The sequence below is a fragment of the Pedobacter sp. A2324 genome, assembly GCF_059693705.1.
The window spans coordinates 152,827-164,748 of record NZ_JCASSK010000003.1 but is presented as its reverse complement, the minus strand read 5'-3'; the positions used below and the strand labels follow the sequence as shown (position 1 = coordinate 164,748).

General features: G+C 40.5%; 10 protein-coding genes. 7 read left to right on the top strand and 3 right to left on the bottom strand.

Annotated features, from left to right (window positions below):
• Positions 1 to 7: 7 nt before the first annotated feature.
• On the bottom strand, positions 8 to 3,415 hold the full coding sequence (locus tag AC570I_RS10005; RefSeq protein ID WP_497405346.1) for a TonB-dependent receptor: 3,408 nt from the start codon (positions 3,413 to 3,415) through the stop codon (positions 8 to 10).
• Positions 3,416 to 3,579: 164 nt separating this feature from the next.
• Positions 3,580 to 4,770 (bottom strand): FecR family protein, encoded by a 1,191-nt coding sequence (locus AC570I_RS10000; RefSeq protein ID WP_497405345.1) that lies wholly within the window; start codon positions 4,768 to 4,770, stop codon positions 3,580 to 3,582.
• A 151-nt stretch (positions 4,771 to 4,921) separates the two neighbouring features.
• On the opposite strand from AC570I_RS10000, the gene AC570I_RS09995 reads away from it, so the two are divergent.
• Positions 4,922 to 5,911, top strand: a complete 990-nt coding sequence (locus AC570I_RS09995) for a hypothetical protein (protein ID WP_497405344.1) — start codon at positions 4,922 to 4,924, stop codon at positions 5,909 to 5,911.
• 2 nt (positions 5,912 to 5,913) lie between these two features.
• Here AC570I_RS09995 and AC570I_RS09990 read toward each other — a convergent pair whose 3' ends face one another.
• Complete coding sequence (locus AC570I_RS09990; RefSeq protein ID WP_497405343.1) at positions 5,914 to 6,510, bottom strand: RNA polymerase sigma factor; 597 nt, start codon at positions 6,508 to 6,510, stop codon at positions 5,914 to 5,916.
• Between the two features lie 186 nt (positions 6,511 to 6,696).
• Between AC570I_RS09990 and dctA the strand changes: the two genes are divergently transcribed.
• The 6 genes from dctA (at position 6,697) to AC570I_RS09960 (ending at position 11,683) form a co-directional block, all read left to right on the top strand.
• The gene (gene dctA, locus AC570I_RS09985; RefSeq protein WP_047798593.1) at positions 6,697 to 7,932 is read left to right on the top strand and encodes a C4-dicarboxylate transporter DctA; all 1,236 of its coding nucleotides are present in this window, start codon (positions 6,697 to 6,699) and stop codon (positions 7,930 to 7,932) included.
• A gap of 53 nt (positions 7,933 to 7,985) precedes the next feature.
• Positions 7,986 to 8,951, top strand: a complete 966-nt coding sequence (gene rlmF, locus AC570I_RS09980; protein WP_497405342.1) for a 23S rRNA (adenine(1618)-N(6))-methyltransferase RlmF — start codon at positions 7,986 to 7,988, stop codon at positions 8,949 to 8,951.
• A 119-nt stretch (positions 8,952 to 9,070) separates the two neighbouring features.
• Positions 9,071 to 9,943, top strand: coding sequence for a succinate--CoA ligase subunit alpha (gene sucD, locus AC570I_RS09975; RefSeq protein ID WP_047798591.1), 873 nt, complete (start codon positions 9,071 to 9,073; stop codon positions 9,941 to 9,943).
• Positions 9,944 to 10,091: 148 nt separating this feature from the next.
• Complete coding sequence (locus AC570I_RS09970; protein ID WP_497405341.1) at positions 10,092 to 10,484, top strand: GxxExxY protein; 393 nt, start codon at positions 10,092 to 10,094, stop codon at positions 10,482 to 10,484.
• Between the two features lie 170 nt (positions 10,485 to 10,654).
• The gene (locus tag AC570I_RS09965; protein ID WP_497405340.1) at positions 10,655 to 11,158 is read left to right on the top strand and encodes a methionine-R-sulfoxide reductase; all 504 of its coding nucleotides are present in this window, start codon (positions 10,655 to 10,657) and stop codon (positions 11,156 to 11,158) included.
• A gap of 144 nt (positions 11,159 to 11,302) precedes the next feature.
• Positions 11,303 to 11,683 carry a septal ring lytic transglycosylase RlpA family protein gene (locus AC570I_RS09960; RefSeq protein ID WP_497405339.1) on the top strand — a complete coding sequence of 127 codons (381 nt, stop codon included), beginning with the start codon at positions 11,303 to 11,305 and terminating at the stop codon, positions 11,681 to 11,683.
• Positions 11,684 to 11,922: the final 239 nt, after the last annotated feature.

Genomic DNA, 11,922 nt, shown 5'->3' with positions numbered 1-11,922 from the left:
TATTTTTTTAAAGCGTTACGTTTAAACCTAAGGAGATCACACGGTTTGGTGCATAAGTATAGCTCGAGTTTCCATTGTAGGCCTGTGAGGGGTCAAAGCCTTTACGGTACGACTTCATAAAAAGGTTTTCACCGGTAGCAAAAATCCGCGCATTGGTTATGGATAGCTTTTTAGTGAAGGCTTTTGGAAGATTATAATTGAAGTTTGCCGCCCTTAGATAGAGATAAGACGCGTCAACTAGCCAGCGGTCACTGTCGTACATGGTACCCCCAATCGTTCTTCTGGGTACATCGGTCACGTCGCCGGGGTTTTGCCAGCGGTTCAGGGCATCCACATGTAAAGCTCTGCCATATGTTCCATTGTACATTAATGATTGATAATCGCCGTCGAATGATTTGCCGCCAACCTGATAGATAAACCTGAAATCCAGTGAGAAGTTTTTATAGGTTAAGGTATTGTTGATGGATCCATAAAAGTCGGGAATGGACGAGCCAGCATAGTGGTAAAGTGCACTGCTTCCGCTGGTGGTTACCACAGTTCCGTCGGACATTGTTTTGGTGCTTGTTGCGGCCGGACCAGCCACGAACAGTTCAGCACCGGTATCCGGATCAACCCCATAATAATCCCGCAACCAATAGTCGTAACGCGACTGGCCAACCATATATTTCTTTGTGCCATCGATAAATTCATCGTAAGGCAGTTTTGAAATTTTGTTGGTAAAGGTGGTCCAGTTTATACCCACATTCCATTTAAAGTTTTTCGATTTGATTGGTGTTCCGTCCAGCTGAATTTCAACACCGCGATTGTATAAGCTACCGAAATTCTGGTTCTGTGAGGTTAAGCCTGATGATAAGGCCAGCTGAACATTAAATAATAAATTATCAGTATAACGGTTGAAATATTCAATGTTACCAGAAATACGGTTTTTTAAGAAACCAAACTCAAGAGCAATATCCATGCTGTTGGTTGATTCCCATTGTATATCCTGATTTCCCAATATCAATGATTGTTTGATTCCTGCCTCATTTCCGTTTTTGAAACCTGTATCATAGAAAGTCTGATAAAGATAATAGCTTCCCAGATCATCTGAACCAACCTGTCCGTAAGATGCACGTAACTTCAAATTATCAACCCAGCTTACTTTGAAGAATTTTTCTTTACTGATTTGCCAACCTGCACCTACCGACCAGAAACTGCCCCAACGGTTCGCAGGTGAGAATTTTGAAGAACCATCAGTACGGTAGGATGCGGATGCAAAATATCTTCCATCATAGTCATATTGCAGCCTTCCAAAATATGATTCGATACTGTAATTATCCTGATAGGAAGTGAGAGATAGGATATTGGCAAAATTTTTCAGCTCCGTAGAACCTGAAACAATCTGTCCGGCAGCACTGCCAAAGTTATAGTCGTAGCGGCGCTGGTAGGCTTCGTGACCTCCCAGCACATCGACATTATGATCTCCAAAAGACCGGTTATAGTTCAGGAGCTGATTGATATTGATCGTTCTTGTTGTCGAATTGGTACGGTTGCTTCTTCCATTGGAGGTTAATCCGTCGCCAATTATCGGACTATCAAACGCGTTAAACTTGTAATTATTTAAGTCTAAACTGAAGTTTGTTGTGAATTTAAAGTTTTTTAAAAAAGAAATTTCTGCAAACGTTCTTCCACTTAAAAAGTTACGTTCGGTAAAGTTTTCATTATATTCAGTTTCTGCAAGTACATTTCTTCCGGGTGCAATAGGCCTTGTATATCCTTCATCATAAACCTGGTTTCCTAAGGCATCTAAAATATAGCTTCCATCTGTATTGTGTTTATGCACAGCATAAATTGGCGCAAAAATCAGGTCGGTGTAAAACGGATTTTCCCAGATGCCGCTCGATTCGTTGCCAACTTTTGTTTTCTGTACAGAACCGGAGAGGTTGATTCCTGTTTTAATCCATTTTTTAACTTGCGTATTCATATTTACCCTTCCGCTATACCGGTTAAAATCAGTTAAAACAGAATAACCCTCATCTTTCAGATAGGCCAGTGATCCGAAAAAATCACTTTTGTTGCTTGCGCCGCTATAGTTTACATTGTACTCACTTCTTAGTCCGGTTCGTCGTAATTGCTCTTTCCAGTCGAGATCTTCGGGATATATCAGCGATGCTGCAGGGTTTATCGTTCCGTTAGTGAGTACAACCTGGTTATCAGGCACATTAAAAGGATTGGAAATCAGCGAACCCACAATGTTATTCGATGCCTGTGTATTCGCGGCATCAAGGGTTGCACCTCCCGAAACGAGGCTGTTACGCATGGATTCCCATAAGAGCGGATAATATTGGTAAGCGTCAACTTTTTCGTAGTCAGAAAGTCCTCTGGAGTTTAATCCTTGTGTAGTTTTGAAGCTTAATTTGGCTGCACCATCTTTACCTTTTTTGGTGGTGATAAGGATGACGCCGTTTGCGGCTCTGGCGCCATATAGGGCCGACGCAGAAGCATCTTTGAGTATGGAAATACTCTCCACATCATCAGGATTGAGGTTATTTAAAGCGCCTTCATACGGTGCGCCGTCTACAACATATAAAGGATCGGAACCACCGTTTATAGTACCAAAGCCGCGAACTCTAACGCTTGGACCGGCACCTGGCTGGCCACTTCCGGTTGTGGTTTGAATACCCGGAGCAGCACCTACAAGTGCCGTAGCCAGATTTGAAATTGGTCTGGATTCCAGCTCTTTGGCACTGATTGTAGAAACCGCATTGGTTAGTGCACCTTTTCTTACCGTTCCATAAGCCTGTACAACAACCTCTTCGAGCTGTTTATTTTCTACTGCTAATTGTACATTTAAAGTGCTGTTTGTACTAACTGTAACTTCTTTTGTGGTGTATCCCAGATATGAAAAAACCAGTATGTTTTCACCCTCTGGTAAATTGATGCTGTATTTACCATCTGAATTTGTAATCACGCCGGTTACTTTCCCCTTCACACGCACTGAAACACCCGGCAGCGTGGTGTTGTCGTCGGCACTACTCACCACACCGGTAATTATCCGATCCTCCCGAAGTACCGTAGAGGTGGTTTTTAAACTGATCACAATGGTCTTGTCTTCAATTGAATAGCTGAGTGGTTGTTTGCTGAAGATCTCTTTTAACAAATCTTCCAATTGCTTATCTTTCACATTCACATTTACCAGTTTCGATTCTTCAAGTACCTCATTGCTGTAGATGAAGAAGTAGCCTGTCTGCTTTCTGATTTCCTTAAAAATAGTTTTTAAGGAAGCATTATTGGCCGTAAGGGTGATTTTTTGTGCCATCGTTCTTCCACTAACCTGCAGTGCTAAGCAAAAAATGATTATCGCAGTAAGTTTCATGATCAAAAAAGCTCTAAACGCATAACTTGTTCTTTCTAGTTTTGTAATTGGTTTGGGCATGGGGGTGCCCGTTTGAGATTGTAGACAATCTTTCATAAGTTTGTTTTGGTTTTGGTTTATTGATAAGTTGATAAATTTTTGTAGCCCAAAACTGCTGCTTGCAGCTTTAACGAATCTTCCCGGCTGCAACCGGGTAGATTTTTTGCTATCTGAGTCTCTTGTATCTATTTCATTTTCGCCTGCTGATTAGTCTTTACTTCTATTGTTTTGTTGTTGATGTTAAATTCTATATTCCCTGCTGCCCGCAGAAATTTCAATAATTTTGAGACATTGTTGTTGCGGCTTACTATACCATTGAATTTTATTGCAGGGACTTTGCCGACGTATTTAACATCTACATCATACCATCTTTCCACCTGCCGCATCACTTCGGTAATATTTGCATCCTCGAATATAAACAGGCCGTTTTTCCAGTCAACGACATTTTCAGTATCAACATTTCTAAGTTGAATCTGACTTCCGTTTGCTTCGAAAACTGCTTGTTGTCCAGGCTGGAGCATCCTTGAACTGTGGTTGTTTTTTAATCTTACAGATCCCTCAAGCAGCGTGACTGCTGACTGAACCTCATTTGGATAAACATTAACATTGAAATGAGTACCCAGAACTTCAACGGTAGTATTTTGATTTTCTACCATAAAGGGTTTGGATTTATCTTTAGACACTTCGAAGTAAACCTCGCCGGTAACGGACACTTTCCGGTACTGACCGGTAAAAGCAGTGGGGAAAGTAATGGATGATTGGGCATTAAGCCACACCTGGCTATGATCCGGTAATTCCAGGCGATATTGCCCTCCGCGTGGGGTTGTCAGTACATTTGTAAATACCCTGGTTTCTTTACGCTCATTAGCGGCATAAGAAATTAATCCCTCATTCTCCTTATTGATAACCGATGAGCCCTGCTGTGACAGTTTTCCGTTTTGGGCATCATTCAAAATGATTTCTGTACCATCTCCCAACTTTAATATTGCTTTATTCCCTCCTGGTGCTAAATCAGCTTTAACCGTTTTACCTGTGGTTTGCTGGATGCTTTTACCCAGATAGGTATGGTATGCAATATAACCCACGGCAACTAATGATGCTGCGATGGTTATTTTTTTCGCAAAGTCAATTACAATAGCTGTTCTTGACTTTTCTTTTTTGTCTACAATATTATTATACATGTGTTGCCAGTCCACATGGTGAACATCTGCATCAGGAAGTGTAAGCTTGTCTGAATGTTTCATGTAATCATCCAGAACATGTTTGTATTCATCTTTGCTGATGTATTGAAACAATTCTATAAAATCATCTTCTCCGATGGTTTTATGAACATATTTATCGAGCAACTCGTTAATTCGATCGTTTTTATCAGGCATGTTTGGTTACGGCATAAAATGCGCCTTTAAAACATAGACCAAAATGCGGAAGCGTAGGACCGCATTTATCAAAAAAATATTTTTTAACGGTCCTTGTCTGTAAACGAATAGTCTATTGTCAAAACCCAGACCCAAAAAGATGTACAAAAAAATGACATACCTCATTGTTTGCTTGTTCGCTATTGCCTCAATAAACCAGTCGGCGAAAGCATTACCTACGTTAAGCGTTCAAGACACCATTTTACGGTATGTACCCGGACAGCGTTACATATTTAAAGTTTCCGATTCCAGTGGAGCCTATGCAACGGCAATTGAGTATATTCCCGGCGATTCAAAGTCTAAATTGATACTAACTTCTCCGCATGGCGGTAATTTAAAACCTGAATTTATCCGTACACGAACCAAAGACTATGTCGCAACACAGGATGAAAAAGACTATGGCGATACAGAAAGCTTCTCAGCAGTGTCAGATAGTAAAACCCTGGAGCTTACAATGGAACTTGCTGATGAAATAAAACGCTTAACAGGTTTGAGACCGCATGTCGTTTTAAACCATTTACACCGCAGTAAACTCGATGCCAACAGGGGTATGTCACTGGCGGCTCAAGGCGACCGCAACGCGGAACTGGCATGGAAAGCTTTCCACCAGTATATTGATGCAGCCCGCGTTCTGGTATTAAAAAATGGTGAGGGACTTTTGCTTGATATACATGGAAATGCGCACAGGCCGCAAAGAACTGAGGTAGGGTTATTGCTTAAGGCTAAGGATTTCTTATCAGATAACCTGGAACAGTATGCTGATCAGTCTAGTGTAAAAGCACTGGTGAAGGGTGGCAAAGCAACAATGACTGATTTGGTTAAAGGCAAATATGCGCTTGGTACACTGCTTAGTGATGAGCAAATATTGGCCGTTCCGGGCAAATCTATACCGAATCCGACTGACAAAACGGTCTTTCCGGATGGTAAATATTTTAACGGAGGCTATAACACGGCAAGGCATGGCTCTAAATTCGGAGGACTGCTTTCGGCTATCCAGCTTGAATTTAATTCAGATGTAAGAATGGATGATCGTAAACGGCCTGAGTATGTGAAGCACATAGCCAAGGGTATTCATCAATTCATGGATAAATATTATAAATAATATCAGGAAAGCAAGTAGCCCAGGAAGCCTGCCAAAGTGATCTTTAGCGTGTGCTTCGAAAGGTAGTGGCGAAGGTATTTTAGGATATCCACAATAAGGTTTTTTACCCTGCTTTTTGACAAGCCCATCTCTTGTGCAATTTCTTCATGGCTCAGACCATCTACACGGCTCATTTTGAAAATCTGTTGCTTTTGCAATGATAGATTAGCCAAGCCATTTTTAATAAGAAGCTCACTATCTTTAAAATTAGTGAGCTCTTCAACCGGATTGCTTTCGGTTTGCATATTGGCCCAGATCTGTGAAAGGTTTTTTTGATTTTTCGCCGCCTGGTTCAGATAGTCGTAGGTTTTGTTTCTAACGATGGTGTAAATATAATTTCTTGGGTGTTCGATATTAGGCAGCATTTCTTTTTTTTGCCATATTGTAAAGAATGTATCCTGAACAATTTCTTCGGCGTCAGCTTTAGAATGCACAAATTTGACCACAAAACAGTAAATTTTGTTTTTGTATAACTCAAAAACGTGTTTAAACGCTAATTCATCTCCATCAGCAATTTTTTGCAGCAATATTTTTTCCGCTGTGAGGCTATAAACTGACATTAGGGATGAATTGGCTTGTTTGGGTTGGCTAAATATATGAATTACTGTATAATAAAGCGAGGTTTGAAAAAAAATGGTAAAAAACGTGTTTGATCTCGATCAACATTTTGATCATGATGAACCTTTTAGTCGAAATTAAAGCGCAAAACGAAAAAATGTTTTATATTTCATTTCCAAAACAGTAAGATGAAATCACTCTTTAGCAATTTAACGTTCCAGGTATTAGTAGCGATTACCATTGGTATAATCGTTGGCGCGTATTTTCCGGGCTTTGCACCTTCAGCTAAACTTATTAGTCAGGGTTTTATCAACCTCATTAGTATGCTCATCGCCCCGATCATTTTCTTCACCATTGTGTTGGGGATTGCACATATGGGGGATATGAAGAAGGTGGGAAGAGTTGGAGGTAAAGCACTTCTGTATTTTGAAATTGTGAGCACCGTAGCCATTGCCATTGGATTACTGGTGGCCAATGTGCTAAAACCAGGAGCGGGGATGATTACCCAAGGAGGTGACGCAACAAAAGTTGCCGGCTACGCTGAACAGGCCAAAGAAATGAACTGGGCTGAATTCTTTCTGCACATCATTCCGCATAATGTGATCGCCGCCTTCGCCGAAGGAAATATTCTGCAGATTTTACTCTTCGCCATTCTTTTTGGCTATGGTCTGAACAAACTGGGAGGGGAAGGTGCATCTGTCCTGAATGCTTTTGATAAAATTTCGAAAGTGCTGTTCAAAATTATGAAAGTGATTATGCGTCTGGCGCCAATAGGCGCATTCGGTGGAATGGCATTTAGTATTGGTACGCATGGCTTAAGCAGTATTCTGGGTATGGCCAAGCTTATGGGCTCAGTTTACCTTACCTGCATTCTTTTCATTTTTGTCGTCCTGAACGGCATTTGCCGATACTATCATTTCAGTTTATGGAAGTATCTGAAATTTATTCGCCAGGAAATTTTGATTGTTTTGGGGACTTCTTCGTCAGAATCAGCGCTGCCGAGTATGATGCAGAAAATGGAAGCTTTTGGTTGCGAAAAATCGGTAGTGGGCCTGGTGATTCCAACCGGGTATTCTTTTAACCTTGATGGAACGGCAATCTATCTGGCCATGGCTGTAATTTTTCTCTGCCAGGTTTTTCATGTTGATTTATCATTGGGCCAGCAAATCACAGTATTAGGTGTATTGATGGTGACTTCAAAAGGAGCAGCAGGGGTAACGGGAAGCGGATTTATTGTATTGGTATCTACCCTTACCGCACTGAAAATTATGCCCATTGAGCATATTTCAATTTTAATTGGGGTAGACCGTTTTATGAGCGAAGCAAGGGCAATAACGAATGTTATCGGCAATGGTATTGCTACAATCGTTATCGCCAAAAGTGAAAACCAGTTTGATGAAGCGAAGTATTCACAGATTATTTAACTTACCTTTGCAGGGAAACGTACACACAGTACGTTTACTTAATCCAGATCACATTGGCTCAAGAAGAACAAAATAACCGCAAGGAAAAAAGCGAGTTACACCCCCGCAACAAACACAGGTCGCGTTATAATTTTAAACAACTTACCGCATCATCGAAAGAACTAAAACGTTTTGTTTTTAAAAACGAACACAACGACGATTCGATTGATTTCGCTGATCAGAATGCTGTGAAAGCATTGAACCGCGCTTTGTTAAAACAATTTTACGATATTTCCCAATGGGATATTCCCCAGGATTTTCTTTGTCCCCCTATCCCGGGACGGGCAGACTATATCCACTATGTTGCTGATCTTTTAGGATCGAGTAATAAGGGTAAAAACCCGAAAGGAGCCAACGTAAATGTGCTGGATATTGGTGTGGGTGCTAACTGCATTTATCCCATTATCGGTCACCAGGAATACGGCTGGCATTTTGTAGGGTCTGAAATCGATCCGCTTTCTGTGGAGTCGGCGAAACGTATTGTGGATGCCAATAAACCCTTGCAGGGTGCAATAGAAATCCGTCAGCAATCTTCCAAAATGGGTATCTTTAGAGGTATTGTAGGACGGAGCGAGCGTTTTGATGCTGTGGTTTGCAATCCTCCTTTCCATGCTTCGTTAAAAGAGGCAGAGCAAGGAACCCGACAAAAATGGCGCAATCTGGGCGGAAATGAAAAAGAAGTAAAGCATGTATTAAACTTTGGTGGTAATAAGGCTGAGCTTTGGTGTCCGGGTGGTGAACGTGCCTTTGTTGAGCAGATGATCATCCAGAGTGCACAGATAAAAAATCAGGTACTTTGGTTTACATCTTTGGTTTCGAAAAGTGCCAACTTAAAAAGCATTTATAACGCATTGGTGAAATCAAATGCTTTTGAGGTGCGGACGGTACAAATGAGTCAGGGACAAAAAATAAGCCGTTTTGTGGCGTGGACCTATCAGGATGACCAGGCACAGGCCGAGTGGGCAAAAGGATGGAAATAAGCTGTTGTTCTTAAGAAGTATTTAAAATAACATTTTCGTGAAAAATCGCCCTAAATAATATGCTTTTAGGTTTGACTTTCCACTCAATAATATTAGCTTTGCACAAAAAAAATTGATACATGAGCGTTTTAGTTAACAAAGATTCTAAGGTTATCGTTCAGGGTTTTACCGGAAACGAAGGAACTTACCACGCTGAGCAGATGCTGGCATATGGTACAAACGTAGTTGGTGGTGTAACTCCTGGCAAAGGTGGGCAATTACATTTAGATAAGCCTGTTTTTAATACTGTTAAAGATGCCGTTGATCAAACGGGAGCAAATGTATCTATCATTTTCGTTCCACCGGCGTTTGCTGCTGATGCGATTATGGAAGCTGCTGAAGGCGGAATTAAAGTGATCGTTTGTATCACTGAAGGTATTCCAACTAAAGATATGATTCAGGTTAAAGAATATATCTCTGACCGTGATGTGACGTTAATTGGTCCGAACTGTCCGGGTATCATTACTGCTGATGAAGCTAAAATTGGTATCATGCCAGGGTTTATCTTCAAGAAAGGCAACGTAGGTGTAGTTTCCAAATCAGGAACTTTAACTTATGAAGCAGTAGATCAGGTAGTAAAAGCTGGTTTAGGTATTACAACTGCTATCGGTATCGGTGGCGACCCGATCATTGGCACACCAACTGTTGAAGCTGTAAAATTATTAATGAACGATCCGGAAACTCACGGTATCATCATGATTGGTGAAATTGGTGGTGGTATGGAAGCTGAAGCTGCGCGCTGGATTAAAGAACACGGTACTAAACCTGTTGTTGGTTTCATCGCTGGTCAAACTGCGCCTCCGGGACGTAGAATGGGTCACGCAGGTGCTATTGTAGGTGGTGCTGATGATACTGCTGCTGCTAAAATGAAAATCATGGCAGAATGTGGTATTCGCGTTGTAGAGAGCCCGGCTGAAATCGGTGCTGCAATGGCAGAAGAACTGGCAAAGTAAGACTTTAAAATTTACATAAATGAAAGCGTTCCGAATATTCGGGGCGCTTTTTTGTTGTCGGAGTTTTTTTTGCCACGGAAACACAGAAGACACGGAAATAAATGGGGAAAAAAGAGAAATTTGATTAGATTAGTTTAAAATTTTCTATATGGATTATCAAATAAGACAAGATAATCTTCCCTATAAAAATGAAACTGATTTAATTATTAACGCCGCAATTGAAGTTCATAAGAATTTGGGTTGCGGTTTTCTTGAAATTGTTTACAAGGATGCGCTTTGTATCGAATTTGATAGCCGGGGATATTGCTACGAAAGAGAAAAATATTATCCTGTTTATTATAAAGACAATCTGTTGCCGCATAGCTTTTATGCAGACTTTATTGTTTTTGATTCGGTAATTTTAGAAATTAAAGGTAAAAGCGGAATAGCAAATGAAGATTTAGCTCAAACGATTAACTATTTAAAATGCTCAGAATGTAAGGTTGGTTTGGTGCTAAATTTCGGTAAACCAACTTTAGAAATTAGGTGCGTTATTCTATAATATCAATTCCGTGTATTCTGTGTTTCTGTGGCAACTATGCGATAGGCATTTAAGTTGAACTAATTTCAGTTTGTTCCTTCTGCTTCAATGAGAATATCATCCCTTTGTAAACACTAGACCAAACAATAGCTTCTACAAACCAAAACAAAATTTACAGCGTATATGGTTATATGAAAACGATGTTAAATAAACTATTTTTGGTCTCTGCTGTTCTTCTTATAACAGGTTTATCTGCTTGTGCACAAAAGCAGGATAAGAAAGAAAAGAAACAGGCAGAGCAATCGGAAAATATCATACCAAAGAAAAAGATGAACTGGAATCCATTAACACCCGAAGAAGAAAGAGTAATTGTAAATAAAGGCACTGAGTATCCTGGTACAGGTAAATATGAACACACTACAGAAAAGGGTACATATACCTGTAAACGCTGTAATGCCGCGCTATACAGATCGGAAAGTAAGTTTGATGCGCATTGCGGATGGCCGGCTTTCGATGATGAAATTAAAGGCGCTGTAAAACGCATTCCTGATGCAGATGGTTCACGTACAGAAATTGTTTGCGCCAATTGCGGAGCACACTTAGGACACGTATTTTTAGGAGAAGGGTTTACGAATAAAGACACCCGTCACTGCGTAAATTCTATCTCTATGAATTTCGTTCCGGATAAGAAATAAGGTGGATATAGTTGGGTTAGGTTTGGGCGTACGACAGCATGTTGTACGCCCTTTTTATTGCCTGCAATTTAACTGTTTTTCCACAAATTGCTGATTATAAACTAAATGCTTATATTTGCAGGCGCAATAAAGAAATGTTAGCCTATGAAGTATCTGTTGTTATTAAGTTTTTGTTTCCTGTTTTTACAAGGTAAAGCACAAAAGTCCGACTCATCAAATGAGCCGGATAGTATCAAAAAAACAGTTCTCGCAACTTACTACCACAGAAAATTCGAAGGCCGCCGAACCACAAGCGGCGCAAAATACAGAGCCAAGAAATTTACTGCAGCTCACCGCACTTTACCCATGGGTACGCTAGTTACCGTAACCAATCCCGACAATGGAAAATCTGTTATTGTAAAGGTGAACGACCGGGGTCCTTATTCCAAAAAACTGGCCATTGATCTGTCAGAAAGTGCTGCCAAAGAGATTGGTATATACCACAAAGGGATTGCGAAAGTTAGTCTCGCTTACACGGTAGAGTAGTATTCCATTTCGCTATAATCTGCCCTTCGTATTCCCCTCAAATTTAAGTTATTAACACTTTTTTCAGTTCGTTAAGCGCTCCAAAACAATCGATTAGCTTTTTTTTCACTTGAAAATGATATTGTGCTGATCGTTTTTCCCCAGTTATGGGTTAGGGTGTTAACAACTTTGATTCACAAAAAAGGCCTGCCGTATCTATATTTGTTATAACAAAGTTCTTTAACTTCCTGCGTTCGAAA

Excerpts from the sequence above, each read along its gene's own strand:
- AC570I_RS10005 (WP_497405346.1), bottom strand. The coding sequence starts at position 3,415 with ATGCCCAAACCAATTACAAAACTAGAAAGAACAAGTTATGCGTTTAGA.
- AC570I_RS10000 (WP_497405345.1), bottom strand. The coding sequence starts at position 4,770 with ATGCCTGATAAAAACGATCGAATTAACGAGTTGCTCGATAAATATGTT.
- AC570I_RS09995 (WP_497405344.1), top strand. The coding sequence starts at position 4,922 with ATGACATACCTCATTGTTTGCTTGTTCGCTATTGCCTCAATAAACCAG.
- AC570I_RS09990 (WP_497405343.1), bottom strand. The coding sequence starts at position 6,510 with ATGTCAGTTTATAGCCTCACAGCGGAAAAAATATTGCTGCAAAAAATT.
- dctA (WP_047798593.1), top strand. The coding sequence starts at position 6,697 with ATGAAATCACTCTTTAGCAATTTAACGTTCCAGGTATTAGTAGCGATT.
- sucD (WP_047798591.1), top strand. The coding sequence starts at position 9,071 with ATGAGCGTTTTAGTTAACAAAGATTCTAAGGTTATCGTTCAGGGTTTT.
- AC570I_RS09970 (WP_497405341.1), top strand. The coding sequence starts at position 10,092 with ATGGATTATCAAATAAGACAAGATAATCTTCCCTATAAAAATGAAACT.
- AC570I_RS09965 (WP_497405340.1), top strand. The coding sequence starts at position 10,655 with ATGAAAACGATGTTAAATAAACTATTTTTGGTCTCTGCTGTTCTTCTT.
- AC570I_RS09960 (WP_497405339.1), top strand. The coding sequence starts at position 11,303 with ATGAAGTATCTGTTGTTATTAAGTTTTTGTTTCCTGTTTTTACAAGGT.